This is a genomic window from Rodentibacter ratti, from assembly GCF_002000485.1.
Taxonomy (GTDB): domain Bacteria; phylum Pseudomonadota; class Gammaproteobacteria; order Enterobacterales; family Pasteurellaceae; genus Rodentibacter; species Rodentibacter ratti.
The window spans coordinates 311443-333982 of the sequence record NZ_MLAJ01000002.1 but is presented as its reverse complement, the minus strand read 5'-3'; the positions used below and the strand labels follow the sequence as shown (position 1 = coordinate 333982).

The following is a 22540-nucleotide window of genomic DNA, read 5'->3' as shown; positions in this document are numbered from 1 at the left end:
AAAAATTAAGGGATTTTTTACCGCACTTTTTTATTTATTTTAGTAAGTCTTCACTTTTTGCATGAATCCATTTTCCTTTTTTCTTATCCATATATTGAAAATATTCATTAGCGAAGATGCCCTGTGCGCAGGTGAATTTGTCTCTACGGTGAGTCACTTTCTTTCCTTCTAAGGCTAGATTGAGAGTATTTGGCCCTGTTAGGGTGAATACACCGTGTTCTACCCGGCGCTGCTCAATGTTATCAATGATAATATCCAGTGTTTCCCGTAAAAATGGATTACCTTTTTCACTTGCCATAAAGAAATTTGTGTATTTGCCCCGACGTGTAATGAGCACTTCGCTATTTTGTTCTTCTAAAATAGAATCTAAACTCCAAAGGAGAAGCCCATCAATATCCATATAGATTCCGCCTTCATTATAAAGCACGAATAAACGCCAGAAATCAGCTTGTGCCGCTCCATCATTGAGCTGAATATAAGCCTGATATGTACGCTCATCTGCATGTTTTTTGATGTATTCTTCTCGGGCTTCTGTACTCACATAGCGATAATTAAAGCTGCGTGAAAGGAGACGATTTAGAAGATAATTGCAGTAAATTGGCAGTGTAACTTTATTACTATAGTTAGTTTGCCAAATAGTGCGGTTAATTTTTAATTGTTTTTTAGAAAGACGCTTCGCCGAATTAACTTCTGGAATAGTAAAGCGTTTTTTGGGGAAAATAAAATGAAAGGGATAACTTAGTATTTTGACCGCATTGCCTAAAATGCGTAGTAGGCTACCCGTTATAAGAATTAATGTTTGATATTTAACCTTCATAATTATTGAGAGTAAAGCTAAGGAGTGTGCACTTTATCACGTTATTGGGAAGAGTAAAATCAGAAAGTGAATCAATTAGAAAAATTTAGATTGGTGGGCGATACCGGTCTCGAACCAGTGACCCCCTCCTTGTAAGGGAGGTGCTCTCCCAACTGAGCTAATCGCCCGACGATATTAAGACTTATGTCTTATATTTCGGTTTATTTAAACACTTGATTAAGTGGTGGGCGATACCGGTCTCGAACCAGTGACCCCCTCCTTGTAAGGGAGGTGCTCTCCCAACTGAGCTAATCGCCCACTTAAGACAGCGTTTAAATAAAAGGGAAGTTTGAGCGGAAAAGATACTTAAATCGAATTAAGTGGTGGGCGATACCGGTCTCGAACCAGTGACCCCCTCCTTGTAAGGGAGGTGCTCTCCCAACTGAGCTAATCGCCCGCCTGGTCAAACTCTACAACATTAAGATACTTTGAAAAAGTGGTGGGCGATACCGGTCTCGAACCAGTGACCCCCTCCTTGTAAGGGAGGTGCTCTCCCAACTGAGCTAATCGCCCTTAATGTTGTGGATTGGCATTATAGGGATAATGCATTTTCAGTCAATCATTTTTTATAAAATTTAAGTTAATTGTTGTAAAAATAAACATAAAAATAGCTTTTTTATTTAGAAGTTAGCCCAGTCGTAGTAGAATAACAGACAATTTTTTGTTGAATATAGGGTTATAAAAATGAAATTAGATGCTCTTTTTGATTTAGATCCAAATATAAAAGTACGCACACGTTTTGCCCCAAGTCCTACGGGTTATTTACATGTGGGGGGCGCACGCACGGCACTTTATTCTTGGTTATTTGCAAAACATAACCAAGGTGAATTTGTATTACGCATTGAAGATACGGATTTAGAACGTTCGACACCGGAAGCAACAGCAGCTATTTTGGAAGGTATGGAATGGCTTAATCTTGCCTGGGAACACGGTCCTTATTATCAAACCAAACGTTTTGATCGTTATAATCAAGTGATTGATGAAATGCTTGAACAAGGCTTGGCTTATCGCTGCTATTGCTCTAAAGAACGTCTAGAAGCGTTGCGTCATAACCAAGAACAAAATAAAGAAAAACCACGTTATGATCGTCATTGTTTACATGATCACAGTCATTCACCTGATGAACCCCATGTTGTACGCTTTAAAAATCCAACGGAAGGCTCGGTTATATTTGATGATGCGGTGCGTGGTCGCATTGAAATCAGCAATAACGAATTAGACGACTTAATTATTCGCCGAACTGATGGTTCGCCGACCTACAATTTTTGTGTGGTGGTGGATGATTGGGATATGGGCATCACTCACGTCGTGCGTGGTGAAGATCATATTAACAACACGCCGCGTCAAATTAACATCTTAAAAGCCCTTGGCGCACCGATTCCGGTATATGCCCACGTTTCTATGATCAATGGTGATGACGGTCAAAAACTTTCTAAACGCCACGGTGCAGTCAGTGTGATGCAATATCGTGATGAAGGGTATTTACCGGAAGCATTAGTCAATTATCTTGTGCGTTTAGGCTGGGGACATGGCGATCAAGAGATTTTTAGCCGTGAGGAAATGATCAAATATTTTGAATTGGATCATGTGAGTAAATCAGCCAGTGCATTCAACACAGATAAACTTTTGTGGTTAAACCATCATTATATTCGTGAATTACCAGCGGAATATGTCGCAAAACATCTCGAATGGCAATATCGGGATCTCGGCATCGATACGACCAATGGGCCTGCTTTAGCGGAAATTGTCAAAATGTTAGCTGATCGTTGTAAAACGCTACGAGAAATGGCACTTGCCAGCCGTTATTTCTTTGAAGAGTTTGAGACTTTTGATGAAGCGGCAGTGAAAAAACATTTCAAAGCTGGTGCCGTTGATGCCCTTGAAAAAGTAAAAGAGAAATTGACCGCACTTTCTACTTGGGATTTACATTCTACCCATGAAGCGATTGAACAAACCGCTGCGGAGCTTGAAGTAGGGATGGGGAAAGTAGGAATGCCGTTACGTGTAGCCGTGACAGGTTCCGGACAATCACCTTCAATGGATGTTACTTTAGTGGGAATCGGGCGTGAACGGGTACTTGCTCGAATTCAACGTGCGATTGATTTTATTCAATCTCAAAATGCTTAATATTTAATCGTCTGATTTTTTCGAGATAATTTCATGTTGACAGCGATAGCGGTAAAATTTAAGATACCGCCATCTTTTGGGGATATAGCTCAGTTGGGAGAGCGCTTGAATGGCATTCAAGAGGTCGTCGGTTCGATCCCGATTATCTCCACCAAATCAATAAAGCAAGGTAAATCACCTTGCTTTTTTTGTATTAACCATCTTCTTAAACTAAAAATGCACGTTGTTAATGTGCATTTTCATTGCTAGAAATTTTTTAATTTATTGGAGTACAGCACTAAACAGAGTGCGATCACCATAATTAAAATTGCACCGGCAAATAAAAGGGTATCCACCGCATTTTCATGACTCACGATAATTAATCGGATCATCGCCGTTATACCGGCATAAATGAAATACCGCAGCGGAAAATGGTAGCCGCTTTTAAAATATTGGACAATTAAGCCGATAAAACCGAAGTACAAGAAAAACATAACAGCCTGTTCTGCTAATGCATAAGGCACAACAGTGGAAGGATTTATCACCATTAAAGCAAGAGAATAGGTGATTTTTGCCAAGGCAATAATCAAAACGATAGAAAGTGCAATAAGCGCTGTACTTAATACATATTTAAGTATGTTAATGACAAATGCCGGTAATTTTTCTAATTGGTTTTCTTCCATTTTTTCCTTCATTATTTTCAATAAAAACTATTGATAGACTAACCGCTATTTTTTAAAGGAAAGTGCGGTTAGTTTTTCTCGTGTTTTAATCCGGAGAATAATACAGCTTTCCTATTTCAATTTTTTGACGTCCAGTTTCTTCACGCCATTTATTGCTATCGCGTAAGGAATAAACACAGCCGCAATATTCTTGTTGATAGAAACGTTCACGTTTACTGATTTCGATCATTCGTTGTGAACCGCCTTCTTTGCGCCAGTTGTAGTCCCAGTAAATCACATCATCGTATTTTTCAGCAGCACGATGACCACATCCGTTAATTTGGTTCATATCTTTCCAACGGGAAATACCAAGACAGCTGGTAAAAACCGGGAAACCATGTTCGTGTGCGTATTCGGCCGCTTTTTCAAAGCGCATATCAAAGCACATCGTACAGCGAATGCCACGCTCCGGCTCCCATTCCATTCCTTTGGCTCGGTCAAACCAATTTTGCCGATCATAATCCGCATCAATAAATGGAATGCCAAATTTTTTGGCAAAACGAATATTTTCTTCTTTACGGATCAAGTATTCTTTGAGTGGATGAATATTAGGATTGTAGAAATAAATAGTAAATTCAATACCTGAAGCAAGAATGGCTTCCATGACTTCACCAGAACAAGGCGCACAGCAGGAGTGAAGAAGGAGCTTATTGTGTCCCTCCGGCAGTTCTAGTTTTTCACGAATAAAGGGTGCATTAGGATCTTTGCAAGCCTTCTTTTTCGTTGTTTTCGGTTGAAAGTTAGTTGTATTTTGTGTTTTAAGGTTATTCATAAAGTAAATGCTTAAAAGAGGATAAAATATTTCAATCGTTAGTAAGTTCTATCTACGGATAAATAGGCTAAGGATATTAATGCCTGTTTGTATTCGCTTTCCGGTAAAATTGAAATCGCATCAACCGCCTTTTGAGCTTCTTGTTTTGCTCGCTCCATTGCATAATCCAGTGATTTGTGTTCCGCCATGATTGCCAGTATTTCATCAATGATTTCAAGCTTGCCGCCCTGTTTGATTGCTTCACGAATCAATGCTGCTTGTTCGTCATTGCCGTGGCGCATTGCGTGAAGTAAAGGAAGAGTAGGTTTTCCTTCCATCAAATCATCACCTATATTTTTACCTAAATCTTGGGCGTTGGCACTGTAATCCAGTACGTCATCAACAAGCTGAAATGCCGTACCAAGGTAGCGACCATAATCTTGTAAGGCTTTTTCTTGGATTTCTGTTGCGTTTGCAACAATTGCGGCAGATTGTCCTGCGACTTCAAATAAGCGTGCTGTTTTACTGTAGATCACACGCATATAATTGGCTTCGCTGGTTTCCGGATCGTTTACGTTCATTAATTGTTGTACTTCACCTTCGGCAAGAACATTAGTTGCATCTGCCATAATACGAAGGATTTTTAGCGATTCTAATTGAGCAACAAGTTGGAATGCACGTGTATAAATAAAGTCACCAACTAATACGCTTGCGGCATTTCCAAATTCGGCATTTGCCGTGGCACGACCACGGCGCATATCCGATTCATCAACGACATCATCGTGCAATAGGGAAGCGGTATGGATAAATTCCACAAAAGTGGCACAAGTAATGGCATTTTCCCCTTGGAAACCTAAAGATCGTGCAGCAAGTACGGAGATCAGTGGGCGGATCCTTTTTCCTCCCGCTTGAACTATGTAAAAACCGAGTTGGTTAATTAGTGCAACGTCAGAATCAAGCTGAGCAAGAATATTCTGATTGACTTTTTGCATATCTGGTTCAGCGAGTTGCTGAATAGCGTGCATATCCATTAAATCTTGTTTTTTCATCTTTTGTGTTTGTTCTCAAATGAATGAAAGTGCGGTACATTTTACCTGAGTTTTTATTTTTTCTAAAATTAATCCGTTATAAAAGGGAATTTTTTTACTTTATTGTAAATAAATTCTTGCTATAAGATCGTTTTTCTCATAGAATCTGCGACCTATTTATATGAATTTTGAAGTGTGGGCTGCCAAAGGCAGAGAAACACAATTAAGCGGAGTATTTATGTACGCAGTTTTCCAAAGTGGCGGTAAACAACACCGTGTGAGCGAAGGTCAGGTTGTTCGTTTAGAAAAACTTGAACTGGCAACTGGCGCAACAGTTGAGTTCGATTCAGTGTTGATGGTCGTTAATGGTGAAGATGTTAAAATTGGTGCACCGGTAGTAGCGGGTGCTAAAGTAGTGGCTGAAGTTGTTGCACAAGGTCGTGGCGAGAAAGTTAAAATCGTTAAATTCCGTCGTCGTAAACACAGCCGTAAACAACAAGGTCATCGCCAGTGGTTCACTGAAGTGAAAATCACTGGGATTCAAGCATAATTTCAGAGGAGATCAATAGATGGCAACTAAAAAAGCTGGTGGTTCAACTCGTAACGGTCGCGATTCTGAAGCTAAACGCCTTGGTGTTAAACGTTTCGGTGGCGAGTCTGTATTAGCAGGTAGCATTATCGTTCGTCAACGTGGTACTAAATTCCATGCTGGTAGCAATGTAGGAATGGGTAGAGATCACACCCTATTTGCAACAGCTGACGGTAAAGTTAAATTTGAAGTAAAAGGCGAAAAAAGCCGTAAATATGTAAGTATTGTTACTGAATAATTTAAAACTTATCCGATTGAAACGCCCTGCAAATTTTTGTAGGGCGTTTTTGTCTTTTTAATTATTAACAAAGCGATCAAACTATGAAACAACAACCGTTATTAGGCTTTACCTTTGCACTGATTACTGCAATGGCATGGGGATCGTTACCCATTGCATTAAAACAAGTATTATCGGCAATGAATGCGCAAACTATCGTGTGGTATCGTTTTGTTGTTGCGACAATTGCTCTCTTTATTTTGCTTGCTTATAGAAAGCAATTACCTGAGCTCAGAAAAGTTGGGCGATATGTTTGGCTTGCCCTTATTGGTGTAGTTGGCCTCGCCGGTAATTTTTTACTCTTTAGTCGTTCCCTAAATTATATTGAACCGTCGATAGCACAGATTTTTATCCATTTATCCTCTTTTGGTATGTTGATTTGTGGTGTGTTTATCTTCAAAGAAACCCTCGGTTTACATCAAAAAATCGGGATCGTGCTTTTATTGATCGGATTAGGGCTATTTTTCAATGATAGTTTTGAGGCTTTTACCGGGCTTAATCAATATTCAATGGGTGTAATATTAAGTGTGAGTGCTGCGTTAGTATGGGTGGCATACGGTATAGCACAAAAGTTAATGTTGCGTAAATTTAATTCGCAACAAATTTTATTAATGATGTATTTGGGGTGTGCGCTTGTGTTTACGCCGATGATGGAGTTTTCTCAGGTGCAAGCTTTAACCCCTTTTACGCTGATTTGCTTTATTTATTGTTGTTTAAATACCTTAATCGGTTATGGCTCTTATGCAGAAGCATTGAATCGTTGGGATGTGTCAAAAGTCAGCGTTGTGGTGACATTAGTTCCACTTTTTACTATTTTCTTTTCTCATATCGTTCATACCCTTAGCCCGGAACATTTTAGTGCACCTGAATTAAATAGCATTAGCTATATTGGGGCGTTTATTGTAGTATGCGGCGCAGTTTTATCTGCAATTGGGCACAAATTATTACCATCGCACAGGGCAAAGTAGTCAAAAAGTGCGGTTAAATTTTGGAGAATTTTAATGAAATTTATTGATGAATCCCTGATTCGAGTGGAGGCAGGGGATGGTGGAAATGGATGTGTAAGTTTTCGCCGTGAAAAGTTTATCCCTAAAGGCGGACCGGATGGTGGCGATGGTGGTGATGGTGGTGATGTTTATTTAATCGCTGATGAAAATCTAAACACACTGATTGACTATCGATTTAACAAACGTTTTGCCGCAGAACGGGGTGAAAACGGGCGGAGTTCCGATTGTACCGGTCGCCGTGGTAAAGACATTATTTTGCCCGTACCCATAGGAACTCGTGCCATTGATAACGATACCAAAGAAACCTTGGGTGATTTAACCAAACATGGTCAAAAAATGTTGGTGGCAAAAGGTGGTTATCATGGACTTGGGAATACGCGTTTTAAATCTTCCGTCAATCGTGCGCCACGCCAAAAAACCATGGGAACACTGGGTGAAAAGCGGGATTTATTGTTGGAATTGATGTTGCTTGCGGATGTCGGTATGTTGGGATTGCCGAACGCCGGTAAATCAACCTTTATTCGGGCTGTATCCGCAGCGAAACCTAAAGTCGCAGACTATCCGTTTACCACGTTAGTGCCAAGCCTTGGTGTGGTGAAAATGGATGAATCCCGTAGTTTCGTGGTCGCCGATATTCCGGGATTGATTGAGGGGGCGGCAGAAGGTGCAGGATTAGGAATTCGTTTCTTGAAACATTTGGAACGTTGCCGAGTGCTTATTCACCTTGTGGATATTAACCCGATTGATAGTTCCGATCCGGCGGATAATGTTGCCATTATTGAATCGGAGTTGTTCCAGTATAGTGAAAAATTAGCTGAAAAACCACGTTGGTTAGTGTTCAATAAAATTGATACGATGACGGATGAAGAAGCGAATGAGCGCGCTAAAGACATCGCCGAGCGTTTAGGTTGGGATGAAGATTATTACTTAATTTCAGCGGCAGCAGGAAAAAATGTTTCTTCGTTATGTCGCGATATTATGGATTTCATTGAAGCCCACCCACGAGAAATGGAAGAACCGACGCTTGCTCCGGAAGAAGTAAAATTTAAATGGGAAGATTATCATCAAGAGCAGTTGGCAGAACATCAATTTGATGACGACGATTGGGATGATGATTGGACAGAAGAAGATGACGAAGGTATAGAGTTTATTTATAAACCTTAATCTGTCTGGCAAAAGTGCGGTTGATTTTATCGTTAAAATCGACCGCACTTTGTTTTTTTATACGGAAAAATTATCCACGGTTGGCATTTTTCATAATTCGCTCTTTTGCTAGCTTCCACTCGCGATCTTTAATATCGTCCCGTTTATCATGTTGCTTTTTGCCTTTAGCCAATCCGACTTTAATTTTCGCCCAAGCGCCTTTCCAATAGAGAGAAAGGGCAACAATAGTAAAGCCATCACGACTTGATTTACCAAAAAGAGATTCTAATTCCCGCTTGTTGAGTAGGAGTTTTCGGGTTCGGGTGGGATCACATACGATATGGGTTGAAGCCAGACTGAGTGGTTGGATAGTGGCCCCAAATAAATAGGCTTCTCCATTTTTGAAAATAATGTAGCTGTCGCTAATATTTGCTTTGCCGGCACGCATAGATTTGACTTCCCAGCCTTGCAATTCAAGCCCAGCCTCAATTTCATCTTCAATAAAATAATCATGGCGGGCTCGTTTGTTTAGAGCGATGGTATTTGAACCCGGTTTTAGTTTTTTCTTTGTCATAATTTACTACATTTTAAATTTTTGCTGATTTTACCGAATATACCTCTTGATCGCAAAGCCGAACGCATAAAAGAAAAGGCTGAATTTTCAGCCCTTTCCAATTTACTTTGACTATTGTTCAATCTCGCCACAGAATCGATAGCCTTCACCGTGAATTGTCGCGATGATTTCTGGGGTGTCGGGATGATCTTCAAAATGCTTGCGAATACGGCGAATTGTTACATCCACGGTGCGATCTTGAGGCTTTAATTCACGTCCTGTCATTTTTCTTAACAGTTCTTCACGGGTTTGTAATTTACCCGGATTTTCACAGAAGTGTAACATCGCACGGAATTCACTACGTGGTAATTTAAATGTTTCTCCTTCCGGGTTAATAAGATTGTGACCGTTTAAATCCAATGCCCAACCGTTGAAACGATAAAACTCACGTTCACTACTACTATTCTCTTTTTCATGTTGCAACATCACACGATGTAATAAATTGCGGGCACGAATAGTTAATTCTCGAGGATTAAAAGGTTTCGTAAGGTAATCATCCGCACCAATTTCCAACCCTAAAATTTTATCTACTTCATTATCTCGCCCGGTTAAGAATATAAGAGGCAGGTTAGCATATTCACGTAATTCTCTTGCTAATAACAGACCATTTTTACCCGGTAGATTAATGTCCATCACAACTAAATTTACTCTGCTATTTTTTAAGATTTCATGCATTTGCACGCCATCTTGTGCTTCAAGAACGGTATAACCTTCTGCCTCAAAAATCCCTTTTAATGTATTGCGAGTAACGACTTCATCTTCAACGATGAGAATCTGTGGTATCGCCATATTCGTCCTCTCTTTACTTATTTTGAGTGATGTCCTATTTTAGCTTTGTAACATTGTTGTAACAACGGGAAAGTGCGGTTATTTTTATGATATTTTTATTTTTATGATCTAAATCATGCTTTTTTAGTTTTTAGAATTTCTTTATGTTAGAATTTTTCCTCCTCACAATTTACGTGTTCACCTATGAAAAAATACTTTCTTTTGTTTGCTTTGATCTTTACTGTGTTTGCAAGCCAAGCAGGATTATTTGATAATAAATCTTCTTTTTTAAATGTTGATAATGCTTTTCCTCTTTCGGCTCATATTTCACCGGATAAAAAACAACTCTCCATTCGTTGGGATATTGCAGAGGGCTATTACCTTTACCAAGATAAAATCAGTGCAAAAGTAGGCTCTGATCCTCAACCGCTTTCAATGAATTTCAACCAAAATGCTGAAATACATGACGATCCTTATTTTGGAAGAGTCGCTGTTTTTACTAAGCCTTTAGTGGCTTATGTTTCCGGCGAAACCTTTGGGGACAATCAGAATATTGAGATTGCTTATCAGGGATGTACAGAAGGATTTTGCTATCCACCGGAAGTGAGAACCTTGAAAGTGGGGGATTTACCCATTGCTTCTGTGGAAGAAAGAATGCCACAAAATTCAACCGCACTTTTGGCGGAACAAGATCGTTTAGCAGCGGGTTTATTCCAAAGTAAATATGCGGTGTTCGGCTTTTTCTTACTTGGCTTGGGATTGGCTTTTACACCTTGTGTATTACCTATGTTGCCATTGCTTTCCTCTATCGTTATCGGTCAGCAACAACGCCCAAATATGCTACGTGCTTTTTCTCTTAGTTTTCTTTATGTGCAAGGTATGGCGCTCACTTATACCTTGCTTGGGCTTGCTGTGGCAGCAATCGGATTACCTTTCCAAATTGCCTTGCAACACCCCTATGTAATGATTGGGCTTTCCGTGCTATTCACGCTGCTTGCGCTATCCATGTTTGGTGTCTTCACCTTGCAATTACCCAGTTCCTTGCAAACCAAGCTTAATGCATTGAGCCAAAAACAAACTTCAGGCGCGTTTGGTGGGGTATTTTTAATGGGGATGATTGCCGGTCTTGTTGCTTCACCTTGCACTTCAGCCCCCCTCTCAGGTGCATTGCTTTATGTGGCACAAAGCGGTGATCTTGTTACCGGGGCGATCACCCTCTATTTATTGGCATTGGGTATGGGAATTCCGCTTATACTCATCACTTTATTCGGTAACAAAATTTTGCCGAAATCAGGGGAGTGGATGAATACGGTCAAACAATCTTTTGGTTTTGTCATGCTTGCCTTGCCGGTATTTTTGCTTTCCCGCATTTTACCTGAAATCTGGGAGCCATCTTTATGGGCGTTGCTGGCGACGACATTCTTTGTTTGGTTTGCCTTGCAAATGCCGAAAAATGGTCTGGGTTATGGCGTGAAGGTGTTTTCATTCGTTTGTGCCATGGTGGCGGTACAGCCTTTGCAAAATCTTATGTGGCAACATCCATTAGGTCAGCAAAGTGCGGTCAAAAATACGGAAATTTCTCATATAAAATTTCAGCGTATTCAAAATTTGCAAGAGTTAGATGAGGTGTTAGCGAAAAATCCCCATAACATTGCTTTATTGGATTTATATGCGGATTGGTGCGTGGCCTGTAAAGAATTTGAACGTTATACCTTCAGTGATAAAAGTGTGCAGAACGCCTTGGAAAAAATGTTGGTGCTGCAAGTGGATATGACAAAAAATAGCGCTGAAAATAAAGCCATAATGGATCGCTATCAGGTATTAGGTTTACCCACCATTTTATTTTTGGACCGTTCAGGCAATGAAATTTCAGGTAGCCGTATCACCGGGTTTATGGATGCTGAAGTTTTTTTGAATTGGATAAATAAAATAGAAAATTAAGTTATTTTTTACCGAGAGTAAAAGGTCTTTTTCAAATTTTATACTTGTTTGATAAAACGCTAATCGCTATGATCCGCACGTTTTTTCAATTTATCTTTAAACAAGGAAACTTTATGAACAATCTTGAAAAATTTCGTCCCTATGCTTTAGCGTTATTACGCATTGTTGCCGCTTATATGTTTATTTTGCATGGCACCGCAAAATTCTGGGAATTTCCTATCTCGATGACAGGGGGCAATGGCGCAGTGGCCGATCCATTAATGATTGTCGGTGGAATCATCGAAATCGTTGGCGGTATCTTAGTGTTACTAGGATTATTTACCCGACCGGCGGCCTTTATTTTATCGGGTCAAATGGCGTATGCTTACTTCTTTATGCATGCGGCGAAAGGCGGATTATTTTTCCCACTCGCAAACGGTGGTGAACTCGCATTACTTTATTCCATTGTTTTCTTCTACTTTGTTTTTGCCGGTGGCGGTGCATTGGCATTAGATAATAAATTTAACAAAAAATAAGGTTTAGCTTTATCTTTTATCTCCCTCACTAGCCCACGTAATGTGGGCTTTTCTCTAAAATACTTTCTGTTTTGACCGCACTTTCTTTCGACGGATTTTCTTTAATCTTTTCTATATTTACGCAACCGTTTGCGTTATAATCTGCGGGCTTATTTTTTTAACCTATTTATGAAAGGAAAACGTAATGACAGATCGTCCTATTCGTCAGGCTTTATTAAGTGTTTCAGATAAAACCGGTATTGTGGAATTTGCCCAAGGGCTTGTGCAACGTGGCGTAAAATTACTTTCTACCGGCGGCACGGCAAAACTTTTAGAACAAAATGGTTTGCCTGTGACAGAAGTGTCCGATTACACAGGGTTTCCTGAGATGATGGATGGTCGTGTGAAAACCTTGCATCCGAAAGTTCATGGCGGAATCTTAGGTCGCCGTGGAACAGATGACGCCATCATGCAACAACATGGTATTGAAGGCATTGATATGGTGGTGGTGAATTTATATCCCTTTGCACAAACCGTTGCGAAGCCGGATTGCACGCTGGAAGATGCGGTAGAAAATATTGATATTGGCGGTCCGACGATGGTGCGTTCTGCGGCAAAAAACCACAAAGATGTTGCCATTGTTGTGAATAATAAGGATTTCAATGCAATCCTATCGGAAATGGATCAACATCAGAACAGCCTAACGTTGGAAACCCGTTTTGATCTTGCTATCAAAGCCTTTGAACATACTGCACAGTATGATTCGATGATTGCCAATTATTTCGGTCAGCTTGTTAAGCCTTATCATGTAGCTGCCGAAGAGGATGTTGATGCGAAGTGCGGTCAATTCCCACGCACATTAAACCTGAATTTCGTGCGTAAGCAAACCATGCGATATGGTGAAAATGCTCACCAAAATGCCGCATTCTATGTGGATCTCAATGTAACAGAAGCCAGTGTCGCCACCGCCAACCAATTACAAGGCAAAGCCCTTTCTTACAATAATATCGCTGATACCGATGCAGCCCTTGAATGTGTGAAAGAATTTGACGAACCGGCTTGTGTGATTGTGAAGCATGCCAATCCCTGCGGTGTGGCGTTAGGAAAAGATATATTAGAAGCCTATAACCGTGCCTATCAAACCGATCCAACTTCTGCCTTTGGCGGAATTATTGCCTTTAACCGTGAATTAGACGGAAACACCGCTGCAGAAATTGTTGAACGACAATTTGTGGAAGTGATTATCGCACCGAAAGTTTCAGCGGAAGCGCTTGAAGTCGTGAAACGCAAGAAAAATGTTCGTCTGCTTGAATGTGGTGAATGGCAAGCACGCACCCAACGTTTAGATTTTAAACGAGTGAATGGCGGTTTGTTAGTGCAAGATGCGGATTTAGGCATGGTCGGTTTGGACGATTTAAAAATCGTCAGTAAACGCCAACCGACTGAACAAGAACTGAAAGATTTATTATTCTGCTGGAAGGTGGCGAAGTTTGTGAAATCCAACGCTATTGTTTATGCGAAAAATAACCAAACCATTGGTATTGGGGCAGGGCAAATGAGCCGAGTGTATTCCGCTAAAATTGCAGGAATCAAAGCACAGGATGAAGGCTTGGAGGTCGATGGTTGTGTGATGGCATCCGATGCATTCTTCCCATTCCGCGACGGCATTGACGCTGCAGCGAAAGTGGGGATTCAATGTGTGATTCACCCGGGTGGTTCAATGCGTGATCAAGAAGTGATTGATGCGGCAGATGAACACGGAATGGTGATGGTATTAACTGGAATGCGGCACTTTAGACATTAAGAGTTAGCCTGTGCCGAGGGTAAGTCCACCCTCGGTTACGCATAGTCCAACCCCTATGGGGTTGGTTTCACAAATACCCCAAAGGGGTATGCTTATTTTTAACCGTGGGTAGGCTTATCCACGGAAAGTTGGATACACAAGGACACATTATGAATATTTTAATTATCGGAAACGGCGGTCGTGAACACGCACTTGCTTGGAAAGCAGCGCAATCCCCATTAGCTAAGAAAGTGTTTGTTGCCCCTGGTAATGCGGGAACAGCAATGGAACAGAATGTCGAAAACGTGAATATTGCGGTTACCGATATTCCGGCACTTGTTAAATTTGCTCAAGATAATCAAATCGACTTAACCATTGTTGGGCCTGAAGCGCCGCTTGTTATTGGAGTGGTCGATGCGTTCCGTGCAGCAGGATTAAAAATTTTCGGACCAACCCAAGCCGCAGCACAATTAGAGGGGTCAAAAGCCTTTACTAAAGATTTCTTAGCCCGTCACAAAATTCCTACTGCGGAATATCAAAATTTCACTGAAGTCGAGCCAGCATTGGCCTATTTGCGTGAAAAAGGTGCGCCGATTGTGGTGAAAGCAGATGGCTTGGCGGCAGGAAAAGGTGTGATTGTAGCGATGAACTTGCAGGAAGCGGAAGATGCGGTGCGTGATATGCTATCAGGCAACGCCTTTGGTGAAGCAGGCAGCCGTGTGGTGATAGAAGAGTTTTTAGATGGCGAAGAAGCCAGTTTTATTGTGATGGTAGATGGCAAAAATGTCGAGCCGATGGCAACTAGTCAAGATCATAAACGTGTAGGCGAGAATGATACGGGATTGAATACGGGGGGAATGGGGGCTTATTCACCGGCCCCGGTGGTGACACCTGAAATTCACGATCGCATAATGAAGGAAGTGATCTATCCAACGGTAAACGGGATGGAGGCGGAAGGTAATGTTTACACCGGTTTTTTATATGCCGGTTTGATGATTATGCCAAACGGTCAGCCGAAAGTGATCGAATTTAACTGCCGTTTCGGTGATCCGGAAACCCAACCGATTATGTTACGTTTAGAATCTGATCTGGTTGAACTTTGCCTTAAGGCCTGTGAAGGTAAATTAGATGAAATTCAATCCCAATGGAATCCTAAAGCCTCGCTCGGCATTGTATTAGCAGCAGAAGGTTATCCAGGCGATTATCGCAAAGGCGATGAAATCCACGGTTTGCCACAAAGTGCGGTGGAAAATGAAAAAGTTTTCTTAGCGGGTGTAGAAGCGAAAGAAGGAAAATTGCTAACTAATGGCGGCCGTGTATTATGTGCCACTGCCTTAGGCGATAGCGTATTTGAAGCACAACAAAAAGCCTTGAAACTTGCCGAACAGATCCAATGGAACGGGCGTTTTTATCGCCGTGACATCGGCTATCGTGCAGTTCAGCGTGAGCAGAAAAAATAAAGGAAAAATGACCGCTCTTTTCCTATGAATCTTTTTCATTCCTTAGATGAAAAAATATGTACTAAATTTTAATTAAGTTTAAATCAATAAGCGGTTACACTATATATCGCAATCACATAACAGGAGAACACAATGTTTACTAAAAATATGAATATCGCTGATTACGATCCGGTACTATGGCAAGCGATTTTAGATGAAAATCGTCGCCAAGAAGAACATATCGAATTAATCGCTTCTGAAAACTATGCCAGCCCACGTGTCATGGAGGCTCAGGGATGTCAATTTACCAATAAATATGCGGAAGGCTATCCGGGTAAACGTTACTACGGTGGTTGTGAGTATGCAGACATTGTGGAACAACTTGCCATTGATCGTGCAAAAGAATTATTTGGTGCAGATTATGTCAATGTGCAACCTCACTCAGGATCACAAGCGAATGCTGCGGTGTATGGGGCGTTAATTAACGCAGGCGATACGATTCTCGGAATGGACTTGGCACATGGTGGCCATTTAACACATGGTGCAAAAGTCAGCTTCTCCGGTAAAATCTATAATTCGGTGCTTTATGGTATCACCGCGGACGGTTTAATTGATTACGAAGATGTACGTCAAAAAGCGTTAGAAGCGAAACCCAAAATGATTGTTGCCGGTTTCTCTGCCTATTCCCAAGTGGTGGATTGGGCTAAAATGCGTGAAATTGCCGATGAGGTGGGCGCATATTTATTCGTGGATATGGCACACGTAGCAGGCTTAATTGCAGCGGGATTATATCCGAATCCGTTACCGCACGCTCATGTTGTGACCACCACCACCCATAAAACCTTAGGTGGTCCACGTGGTGGTTTAATTCTTTCTTCTTGTTGTGATGAAGAAATCTATAAAAAATTACAATCTTCCGTATTCCCGGCTAATCAGGGTGGCCCATTAGTTCACATTATTGCGGCAAAAGCGGTATGTTTTAAAGAAGCGCTAGAACCGGAATATAAAGTGTATCAAGCTAACGTATTGAAAAATGCGAAGGCGATGGTCGAAGTATTCAAACAACGTGGTTATGATGTCGTATCAAATGGCACAGAAAATCATTTGTTCTTGGTTAGTTTCATCAAACAAGGCTTAACCGGTAAAGCGGCTGATGCGGCATTAGGTAAAGCAAATATTACCGTGAATAAAAACTCGGTACCAAATGATCCGCAAAAACCATTTGTGACTTCCGGTATTCGTGTGGGTACGCCATCGGTAACCCGTCGTGGCTTTAATGAGCAAGATTGTCGTGATTTAGCCGGTTGGATGTGTGATATTTTAGATGTACTTGGCAAAGAAAACGAAGAACAAGTCATTGAATCAACCAAAGAAAAAGTATTAGCAATTTGTAAACGTCTTCCTGTTTATCCTGCTTAATATTGAGCGGACAGATGTATGTTAGCGGCGGTGAATATCGCCGCTTATTTTTTATATAAAAAGAAGAAATTTATACTTTGGAAAATATTTTTCTTGTAATTATTCTTTTAGAAAGAAGAAAAGGCAGGAGAAACTGCCTTTGGGGTTGAAAAAAAGCGGTATTATGTCGCAAATGCACAAAAACAGAAATTTTACAGAATGTAGGGGCACACTGCGTGTGTCCGAATTTTAATTACATAATATTGGAAAAAAGAAAAAGTGCGGTAATTTTGACCGCACTTTTAATTGATTAAGGGAGATCATCCACTTCTTTATCTACTTTTGGAGGGATCATATGTTCACGTCTCAAGCCAACATCATAGGCAATGGCAATAGCGATAAAGATGGAGGAATACGTACCGAACCCAATCCCGACGAGTAATGCGAGAGAGAAGTTATGAATAGACGGACCACCGAAGAAGAACAAGGCGATAACCACAATTAAGGTTGTTGCGGAAGTCATGATTGTTCTTGATAAGGTTTGGGTTAGGGAAACATCGATAATATCAATCGTATCCAATCGTCTGATTTTTCGGAAATTTTCACGAACCCGGTCAAACACAACGATACTATCATTGATGGAATATCCCACTACAGACAGGATCGCAGCCACGAAGGTTAAATCCATTTCTACTTGTAGGGCTGAAAATACGCCAAGGGTAATCACGACATCGTGGGCGAGTGAGGCGATCCCGCCTAAGCCTAAACGCCATTCAAAACGTGAACCGATATAAATTAGCATCATCGCCAGTGTGGCTAAAGTAGCATAAACTGCGCCTTGTGCTAATTCTTCGCCTACGTTAGGTCCAACGAACTCAATACTCTTAATTTGAATTCCTGAATCAAGTTCCACCAACATTGATTTTACTCGATCACCAATACCTGAATCGTTATCAGAAGCCGGTAAACGAATCATCACATCTTGAACAGATCCCGTAGTTTGCACAATAGGGCTTTCAATACCGTTTTCTTTCAACTTGTCACGGATCTGCTCAAGATTTGCCGTTTGAGAAAAGTGAGTATCAAATACCACACCACCGGTAAAATCTAATCCCCAGTTAAAGCCTTTTGTGACGATAAAAAACATTGAAATCGCCATAAAAAGTGCTGAAACGATGTAGCCCCATTTACGTACTTTCATAAATTCTGCTAATGGGAACGGGAGTTTAATTCCGTTAATTTCTTTGATGAGATGTCCGTTTTTATCTCTTGCAAAAAGTGTCATAGTCACCTCAATTAAATAGAAAGTTTTTCAACACGTTTGCCACCATAAATTGCGTTCACAAGCGCGCGCGTTCCGGTAATGGCAGTAAACATGGAAATTGCAACACCTAATGAAAGGGTAATTGCGAAGCCTTGAATCGGGCCGGTTCCCACAGCATAGAGAATAATAGCTGTTAAGATGGTCGTTAGGTTTGCATCAAAAATGGAAGTAAATGCGCCGTTGTAACCTTCATTAATCGCTTGCTGAATCGGGCGCCCATTGCGGATTTCTTCTTTGATCCGTTCAAAGATCAACACGTTGGCATCAACGGACATTCCAAGGGTTAGCACGATACCTGCAATCCCCGGCATAGACAATGTTGCCCCCGGAAGAATAGACATCAAACCAACGAGCAAGACAATATTAATAACCATTGCAAGGCTTGCGATAATACCAAAGAGCTTATAGTAGACAAGCATAAATACGATAACGGCGATTAATCCCCAAAAGCTGGCATTCATACCTTGCTCAACATTTTGTGCACCGAGTGATGGACCGATAGTGCGCTCTTCCACAATTTGTACCGGGGCGATTAGCGCACCTGATTTTAATAAGGTGGAAAGATTATTGGCCTCAGCCATGCTACCAACACCGGTAATTTGGAAGTTAGCACCAAAGCGTGCCTGAATTGTGGCGACATTGATAACTTCTTCGCTTTTCTCAAGAATGGTTTTGCCATTCTCATCTTTCTTGCCGTTATCTTTATATTCCACATAAAGAGTTGCCATCGGTTTTTTATAGTATTTTTTGGTGAGTTGAAGCATTTGCTCCCCACCTTCGCTATCTAAGGTTACGCTTACCTGTGGCATACCGGATTGATGGTCGAGAGCTGCACTAGAATTGATAATATGTTCTCCACCTAAAGATGGGCGTTTTAATAATACGACAGGTTGACCTTCACGATTATATTTTACTTCTGAATCCGCTGGAATCACTCCTCGAGCCGCAGCCTCTGCATTCACAGTAGAATTCACCATACGGAATTCAAGGGTTGCTGTTGCACCGAGAATTTCTTTTGCACGAGCAGTATCCTGTACACCCGGTAATTCAATTACGATACGTTCTGCACCTTGGCGTTGTATGACTGCTTCCGCTACGCCTAACTCTGAAACACGTTTACGCAAAATTGTTAAGTTTTGTTCAATTGCCAAATCGCGTGCTTCATTAAGTGCGGTTGTGGAAAGCGACAAATTTAATGTATCCTTATCCGAATCCGTTATGTCTAATGTTGGATGAGCTTGGCGAATGATACGGGCTGCTTTTGAGAGTTGATCAGGATTAGCAAGGGTAATCGTCGTACCAAAATGCTCGGCGTTTTTAATTCCCGTGTACTGAATTTTTTCTTTGCGGAGATCGTTACGTAATGTGTCTTGTAATTGTTCTTGACGTTTGGCGAGAGCGGAGTTCATATCCACTTCCATCAGAAAACGTACCCCGCCTCGTAGATCCAGACCCCATTTCATTGGGTTTGCCCCAATGCTGCTTAACCAAGCCGGAGTCGCAGGTGCAAGGTTTAAAGCCGTGCTATAGTTTGTACCGAGTTTTTCGGCAATTTTATCCTTAGCAAGTAATTGATCATCCGTATTATTGAAGCGGGCTAAAATAGAGCCTTGTTCAAGAACAATAGATTTTGTTGGAAGATTATTGGCTTTTAAGACTTCTTGAACTTGTCCTAATGTAGCCGTATTGGCTTGTTGTCCACGAGTACCTGAAATTTGCACTGCGGGATCTTCACCATAAATATTTGGAAGAGAGTATAAAACACCAATGGCGACCACAAGGATCACCATTAGATTCTTCCATAATGGGTAACGATTTAACATAGTTGTCCCTTTATGAATGGAGGATTAAAGGGTCTTTACAGAACCTTTTGGAAGAATAGTCACAATATAGTTACGGTTGAGCGTGATTTCCGTTGTTTCATTTAATGCAATCACTACGCTGTTATTGTCTTCAATCACTTTAGTGATTTTTCCCATTAAACCACCGGCCGTTAACACTTCTGAGCCTTTAGCTAATTCAGACATTAATTTTTTGTGTTCTTTATTACGTTTTGCTTGTGGGCGGTAAATCATAAAGTAAAAAATTAAACCGAAAATCACGAAAATAATTAACGTGGACATTGGGCTTTGAGCTTCCATTTGATGTTTTCCTTATTTAAATTTGAGTTGAAAATCGGGCGATAAAATACCATAAATCGTACAAAATGTGAAAAGCATATTGAGTCAGTTACATAATTTACTGAATTTCTTCCTTCTCAATTATCTTATTCGTGCATTTCAATGCCTCTTCGTTACTTTTGCGAGAGAAAAATCAGCCTAATAAGTGATAAAGCAGTAAGTTAACACCGAACCCACCAACAACCAACCATACAAAGACGAAGGCGCCTAGTAAAAGTGGCTTTAATCCGGCCTGTTTCACTGTGCTCACATTGGTGGTTAATCCTAGTCCTGCCATAGCTGCCATTAACAAAATAGTATCAATTTGAACCAGTATATTCACCCATTCGGTCGGTAATAAGTTAAAAGAATTAAATACGGCAACGAGGATAAACATCAACGCAAAATAAGGAATTGAAATTGCGTGCTTTTGTTCTTCATCTTTGTGTAAAAAATAAGATAAGGCGAGTAAAAAAGGCGCAAGCATCATCACTCGTATCATTTTTGAAACCACTGCAACATCAGCGACAACCGGGCTAATATTACTTCCTGCTGCATAAACTTGGGCGACTTCGTGTACGGAAGAACCGATGTAAATACCAAATTGATGGGGATTAATAAAATCAATCAAAATAGGATAAAGAACAGGGTATAAAAACATAGAAATTGTGCCGAAAATAACGATTAACGCTACGGCAACAGAAACTTTGTAAGAGGGGGCTTTTACCACCGGTTCGCTCGCAATAATCGCTGCCGCACCGCAAATACTGCACCCCGCACCGGTGAGATAAACGATTTGTTTGTCGATTTTTAAGACTTTAATCCCAATCCAGCAGGTGATCACAAACGTCAATATTAACATAGTAGCATCGGCTAATACGGCATTGACTCCCACTTGCCCGATATCTTGTAGAGTAATTCTGAAACCATACAAAATAATGCCGAGGCGTAGCAGTTTTCCTTTAGCGAAGGTTACACCGAGATGCGTAAAATTTTCGATTTTATGATAGAACGTGTTGCCACATAGAATACCAATGACAATCGCTAAGGTTAATGCACTGATATTGAGGGTCATTACCCATTCATTATGACTAATTAAAAAGGCGACTGCAGTAATCACTAATACTAAAAACAATCCCCAAATTAAGTTTAAATTTTTCATTATTATTCTCTCTTTAGGCTAAAACCATACGGCAGGTAATTAATTATAGTGATTTTACTCAGTAGGTGTTATTCAATTAAGTGAAATTGAGGGAAATAAATCACAGAATTGAATGTAGTAATCCTTTGTGTATTTGTAATTGAAAGTGACAAAGAATGGCGATTTTTTTATAAAAACCTACCACGAGCAAGCTTATTTTGCACGCTTACGAAGAATAAATGAATGCTCTTCATTTCGCTGATATAAACAATCCAAGCTTTCGCACAGCTGCTCAATTTCCTTTTTACTGCTTTCTGTTGAAATGAGTACCAATAACCTGTCGTTTTCCCCTAGGCTTGCCAAAGCTTTTTTTATCATCAGTAATGGCAAAGGGCAGCGATAACCTCGCGTATCAAGTTGATAGTCCATCACTCAAGGATGACGCCGATTTGACATAACTTGCCCAATCGCCTTCAATTCAGTTTCGGTTAAATACTGCTTGCCTAATTCAAAAAGCGGTTCTTCAATAGCAATGTGGTTAGCGTAACCCGATATGAATCGCTGAACGAGCGCCAAATCTATTTCGTCAGTTTTTTGTGCGATTAATTCTTCTAATTGTTTAGAAAGTTCAAACCAGTTTTTGTGTAAATCAATATGTTGGCGTTCTAATTCTTCCACCTGTGATTGAATTTCCGGCGCTTTACGCATTAAGGCAGGAAAAAAGTCTTTTTCCTCATCATCGTGATGAAGCGGAGCTGCACAATTAAAATATTGTAAGATAATTTTTACATCATTCAGTACGGCTTGGTTCACGCCGTTTTTCTCTAGATAACTCGGTAAAATACTGAGTTGATGACAAAAGCGTTTTACTTTGCTATGGCAGGCATAAAGCATTTCAATGGGTTCATTCCAACTGGCGAATTGCTGAGGTTCAAGAATTTGCATAATTTTCCTTCTCTTCGTGTGAAAAGTGCGGTCAAAAATGGCCGCACTTTTTGTGC

At 40.7% G+C, this 22540-nt stretch carries 22 protein-coding genes and 5 tRNA genes; 11 read left to right on the top strand and 16 right to left on the bottom strand.

Annotated features, from left to right (window positions below; all coding sequences use genetic code 11):
• Positions 1–34: 34 nt before the first annotated feature.
• The 5 genes from BKG94_RS02515 to BKG94_RS02495 form a co-directional block, all read right to left on the bottom strand.
• On the bottom strand, positions 35–817 hold the full coding sequence (locus BKG94_RS02515; protein ID WP_077433875.1) for a glycosyltransferase family 32 protein: 783 nt from the start codon (positions 815–817) through the stop codon (positions 35–37).
• A gap of 91 nt (positions 818–908) precedes the next feature.
• Positions 909–984 (bottom strand) — tRNA-Val (locus BKG94_RS02510).
• A 54-nt stretch (positions 985–1038) separates the two neighbouring features.
• Positions 1039–1114, bottom strand: a tRNA-Val gene (locus BKG94_RS02505).
• Positions 1115–1177: 63 nt separating this feature from the next.
• Positions 1178–1253, bottom strand: a tRNA-Val gene (locus BKG94_RS02500).
• Positions 1254–1293: 40 nt separating this feature from the next.
• A tRNA-Val gene (locus BKG94_RS02495) sits at positions 1294–1369 on the bottom strand.
• A 171-nt stretch (positions 1370–1540) separates the two neighbouring features.
• On the opposite strand from BKG94_RS02495, the gene gltX reads away from it, so the two are divergent.
• Together gltX and BKG94_RS02485 are read left to right on the top strand one after the other, a co-directional pair.
• Positions 1541–2983, top strand: coding sequence for a glutamate--tRNA ligase (gltX, locus tag BKG94_RS02490; RefSeq protein ID WP_077433873.1), 1443 nt, complete (start codon positions 1541–1543; stop codon positions 2981–2983).
• 78 nt (positions 2984–3061) lie between these two features.
• A tRNA-Ala gene (locus tag BKG94_RS02485) sits at positions 3062–3137 on the top strand.
• A gap of 91 nt (positions 3138–3228) precedes the next feature.
• On the opposite strand, the gene psiE is transcribed toward BKG94_RS02485, so the two are convergent.
• From psiE to ispB, 3 genes are all read right to left on the bottom strand, one after another.
• Entirely contained in the window at positions 3229–3645 is a 417-nt protein-coding gene (psiE, locus tag BKG94_RS02480; RefSeq protein WP_077433871.1) for a phosphate-starvation-inducible protein PsiE, read from the bottom strand.
• A gap of 85 nt (positions 3646–3730) precedes the next feature.
• On the bottom strand, positions 3731–4456 hold the full coding sequence (locus BKG94_RS02475; RefSeq protein ID WP_077433869.1) for an epoxyqueuosine reductase QueH: 726 nt from the start codon (positions 4454–4456) through the stop codon (positions 3731–3733).
• Between the two features lie 38 nt (positions 4457–4494).
• Entirely contained in the window at positions 4495–5484 is a 990-nt protein-coding gene (gene ispB, locus BKG94_RS02470) for an octaprenyl diphosphate synthase (protein ID WP_077433867.1), read from the bottom strand.
• A gap of 217 nt (positions 5485–5701) precedes the next feature.
• Here ispB and rplU point away from each other — a divergent pair, with 217 nt between their 5' ends.
• From rplU to cgtA, 4 genes are all read left to right on the top strand, one after another.
• The gene (rplU, locus tag BKG94_RS02465; protein WP_005626416.1) at positions 5702–6013 is read left to right on the top strand and encodes a 50S ribosomal protein L21; all 312 of its coding nucleotides are present in this window, start codon (positions 5702–5704) and stop codon (positions 6011–6013) included.
• Positions 6014–6032: 19 nt separating this feature from the next.
• Complete coding sequence (gene rpmA, locus BKG94_RS02460; RefSeq protein WP_005760959.1) at positions 6033–6290, top strand: 50S ribosomal protein L27; 258 nt, start codon at positions 6033–6035, stop codon at positions 6288–6290.
• 83 nt (positions 6291–6373) lie between these two features.
• The gene (locus tag BKG94_RS02455) at positions 6374–7297 is read left to right on the top strand and encodes a DMT family transporter (protein ID WP_077433865.1); all 924 of its coding nucleotides are present in this window, start codon (positions 6374–6376) and stop codon (positions 7295–7297) included.
• Between the two features lie 33 nt (positions 7298–7330).
• Entirely contained in the window at positions 7331–8500 is a 1170-nt protein-coding gene (gene cgtA / locus BKG94_RS02450; RefSeq protein WP_077433863.1) for an Obg family GTPase CgtA, read from the top strand.
• A 70-nt stretch (positions 8501–8570) separates the two neighbouring features.
• Here cgtA and smpB read toward each other — a convergent pair whose 3' ends face one another.
• Positions 8571–9053 carry an SsrA-binding protein SmpB gene (gene smpB / locus BKG94_RS02445; RefSeq protein ID WP_077433861.1) on the bottom strand — a complete coding sequence of 161 codons (483 nt, stop codon included), beginning with the start codon at positions 9051–9053 and terminating at the stop codon, positions 8571–8573.
• A 111-nt stretch (positions 9054–9164) separates the two neighbouring features.
• On the bottom strand, positions 9165–9881 hold the full coding sequence (arcA, locus tag BKG94_RS02440) for a two-component system response regulator ArcA (RefSeq protein ID WP_077433859.1): 717 nt from the start codon (positions 9879–9881) through the stop codon (positions 9165–9167).
• A 183-nt stretch (positions 9882–10064) separates the two neighbouring features.
• Here arcA and BKG94_RS02435 point away from each other — a divergent pair, with 183 nt between their 5' ends.
• The 5 genes from BKG94_RS02435 (at position 10065) to glyA (ending at position 16936) form a co-directional block, all read left to right on the top strand.
• The gene (locus BKG94_RS02435; RefSeq protein ID WP_077433857.1) at positions 10065–11801 is read left to right on the top strand and encodes a protein-disulfide reductase DsbD; all 1737 of its coding nucleotides are present in this window, start codon (positions 10065–10067) and stop codon (positions 11799–11801) included.
• A 113-nt stretch (positions 11802–11914) separates the two neighbouring features.
• Entirely contained in the window at positions 11915–12316 is a 402-nt protein-coding gene (locus BKG94_RS02430) for a DoxX family protein (protein WP_077433855.1), read from the top strand.
• A 184-nt stretch (positions 12317–12500) separates the two neighbouring features.
• On the top strand, positions 12501–14099 hold the full coding sequence (purH, locus tag BKG94_RS02425) for a bifunctional phosphoribosylaminoimidazolecarboxamide formyltransferase/IMP cyclohydrolase (protein WP_077433853.1): 1599 nt from the start codon (positions 12501–12503) through the stop codon (positions 14097–14099).
• Positions 14100–14248: 149 nt separating this feature from the next.
• A complete protein-coding gene (gene purD, locus BKG94_RS02420) occupies positions 14249–15538 on the top strand; it encodes a phosphoribosylamine--glycine ligase (protein ID WP_077433851.1) in 1290 nt (429 codons plus the stop codon).
• Between the two features lie 132 nt (positions 15539–15670).
• Positions 15671–16936 (top strand): serine hydroxymethyltransferase, encoded by a 1266-nt coding sequence (gene glyA / locus BKG94_RS02415; RefSeq protein WP_077433849.1) that lies wholly within the window; start codon positions 15671–15673, stop codon positions 16934–16936.
• A gap of 289 nt (positions 16937–17225) precedes the next feature.
• Here the strand turns inward: glyA and secF are convergent, their stop codons facing one another.
• The 6 genes from secF to BKG94_RS02385 form a co-directional block, all read right to left on the bottom strand.
• Complete coding sequence (gene secF / locus BKG94_RS02410; RefSeq protein ID WP_077433847.1) at positions 17226–18200, bottom strand: protein translocase subunit SecF; 975 nt, start codon at positions 18198–18200, stop codon at positions 17226–17228.
• Between the two features lie 11 nt (positions 18201–18211).
• The gene (gene secD / locus BKG94_RS02405) at positions 18212–20062 is read right to left on the bottom strand and encodes a protein translocase subunit SecD (protein WP_077433845.1); all 1851 of its coding nucleotides are present in this window, start codon (positions 20060–20062) and stop codon (positions 18212–18214) included.
• A 24-nt stretch (positions 20063–20086) separates the two neighbouring features.
• Entirely contained in the window at positions 20087–20380 is a 294-nt protein-coding gene (yajC, locus tag BKG94_RS02400; RefSeq protein ID WP_077433843.1) for a preprotein translocase subunit YajC, read from the bottom strand.
• A 172-nt stretch (positions 20381–20552) separates the two neighbouring features.
• Entirely contained in the window at positions 20553–21560 is a 1008-nt protein-coding gene (locus tag BKG94_RS02395) for a YeiH family protein (RefSeq protein ID WP_077433841.1), read from the bottom strand.
• Between the two features lie 192 nt (positions 21561–21752).
• Positions 21753–21968 carry a sulfurtransferase TusA family protein gene (locus BKG94_RS02390; RefSeq protein ID WP_077433839.1) on the bottom strand — a complete coding sequence of 72 codons (216 nt, stop codon included), beginning with the start codon at positions 21966–21968 and terminating at the stop codon, positions 21753–21755.
• A 3-nt stretch (positions 21969–21971) separates the two neighbouring features.
• A complete protein-coding gene (locus BKG94_RS02385) occupies positions 21972–22484 on the bottom strand; it encodes a hemerythrin domain-containing protein (RefSeq protein ID WP_077433837.1) in 513 nt (170 codons plus the stop codon).
• Positions 22485–22540: the final 56 nt, after the last annotated feature.

Coding starts and splice junctions, on each gene's coding strand:
- smpB (WP_077433861.1), bottom strand. CDS start 9,053: ATGACAAAGAAAAAACTAAAACCGGGTTCAAATACCATCGCTCTAAAC.
- BKG94_RS02475 (WP_077433869.1), bottom strand. CDS start 4,456: ATGAATAACCTTAAAACACAAAATACAACTAACTTTCAACCGAAAACA.
- BKG94_RS02430 (WP_077433855.1), top strand. CDS start 11,915: ATGAACAATCTTGAAAAATTTCGTCCCTATGCTTTAGCGTTATTACGC.
- cgtA (WP_077433863.1), top strand. CDS start 7,331: ATGAAATTTATTGATGAATCCCTGATTCGAGTGGAGGCAGGGGATGGT.
- psiE (WP_077433871.1), bottom strand. CDS start 3,645: ATGGAAGAAAACCAATTAGAAAAATTACCGGCATTTGTCATTAACATA.
- purH (WP_077433853.1), top strand. CDS start 12,501: ATGACAGATCGTCCTATTCGTCAGGCTTTATTAAGTGTTTCAGATAAA.
- rplU (WP_005626416.1), top strand. CDS start 5,702: ATGTACGCAGTTTTCCAAAGTGGCGGTAAACAACACCGTGTGAGCGAA.
- BKG94_RS02435 (WP_077433857.1), top strand. CDS start 10,065: ATGAAAAAATACTTTCTTTTGTTTGCTTTGATCTTTACTGTGTTTGCA.
- BKG94_RS02515 (WP_077433875.1), bottom strand. CDS start 817: ATGAAGGTTAAATATCAAACATTAATTCTTATAACGGGTAGCCTACTA.
- secD (WP_077433845.1), bottom strand. CDS start 20,062: ATGTTAAATCGTTACCCATTATGGAAGAATCTAATGGTGATCCTTGTG.
- purD (WP_077433851.1), top strand. CDS start 14,249: ATGAATATTTTAATTATCGGAAACGGCGGTCGTGAACACGCACTTGCT.
- BKG94_RS02395 (WP_077433841.1), bottom strand. CDS start 21,560: ATGAAAAATTTAAACTTAATTTGGGGATTGTTTTTAGTATTAGTGATT.
- arcA (WP_077433859.1), bottom strand. CDS start 9,881: ATGGCGATACCACAGATTCTCATCGTTGAAGATGAAGTCGTTACTCGC.
- BKG94_RS02385 (WP_077433837.1), bottom strand. CDS start 22,484: ATGCAAATTCTTGAACCTCAGCAATTCGCCAGTTGGAATGAACCCATT.
- BKG94_RS02390 (WP_077433839.1), bottom strand. CDS start 21,968: ATGGACTATCAACTTGATACGCGAGGTTATCGCTGCCCTTTGCCATTA.
- secF (WP_077433847.1), bottom strand. CDS start 18,200: ATGACACTTTTTGCAAGAGATAAAAACGGACATCTCATCAAAGAAATT.
- ispB (WP_077433867.1), bottom strand. CDS start 5,484: ATGAAAAAACAAGATTTAATGGATATGCACGCTATTCAGCAACTCGCT.
- glyA (WP_077433849.1), top strand. CDS start 15,671: ATGTTTACTAAAAATATGAATATCGCTGATTACGATCCGGTACTATGG.
- rpmA (WP_005760959.1), top strand. CDS start 6,033: ATGGCAACTAAAAAAGCTGGTGGTTCAACTCGTAACGGTCGCGATTCT.
- BKG94_RS02455 (WP_077433865.1), top strand. CDS start 6,374: ATGAAACAACAACCGTTATTAGGCTTTACCTTTGCACTGATTACTGCA.
- yajC (WP_077433843.1), bottom strand. CDS start 20,380: ATGGAAGCTCAAAGCCCAATGTCCACGTTAATTATTTTCGTGATTTTC.
- gltX (WP_077433873.1), top strand. CDS start 1,541: ATGAAATTAGATGCTCTTTTTGATTTAGATCCAAATATAAAAGTACGC.